The 463-nt window shown below is 77.5% G+C and carries 1 protein-coding gene; it reads left to right on the forward strand.

The genetic code is table 11. The annotated features are described in order from the left end of the window. The coding region (locus VM95_RS38035; RefSeq protein WP_045706217.1) for an SDR family NAD(P)-dependent oxidoreductase at positions 1-463 on the forward strand (463 nt) is incomplete at both ends.

Here is a 463-nt window from a genome sequence, read left to right on the forward strand (position 1 = left end):
CTGGTCAGCCGCCGCGGCCCGGCCGCCGAGGGCGTGGCCGAGCTGGTCGCCGAGCTCGCGGAGCTCGGCGCCGAGGCCCGGGTGGCCGCCTGCGACGTCACCGACCGCGACCAACTGGCGGGCCTGCTGGCCTCGTTGGAGCACCCGCTGACGGCGGTCGTGCACGCGGCCGGCGTCCTGGCGGACGGCGTCGTCGAGTCGCTGACCGCCGAGCAGGTCGAGCACGTCATGCGCCCGAAGGTCGACGCGGCCTGGCACCTGCACGAGCTGACGGCCGGCTCCGAGCTGACGGCGTTCGTGCTGTTCTCCTCGGTCGCCGCCCTGATCGGCAGCCCCGGCCAGGCGAACTACGCCGCCGCGAACTCCGCCCTCGACGCCCTCGCGGCGACCCGCCGCGCGGCCGGCCTGCCGGCCACCTCGCTGGCCTGGGGCCTGTGGGCCGACGCCACCGGCATGACCGGCG

Source organism: Streptomyces rubellomurinus (genome assembly GCF_000961885.1).
Taxonomy (GTDB): Bacteria; Actinomycetota; Actinomycetes; order Streptomycetales; family Streptomycetaceae; genus Kitasatospora; species Kitasatospora rubellomurina.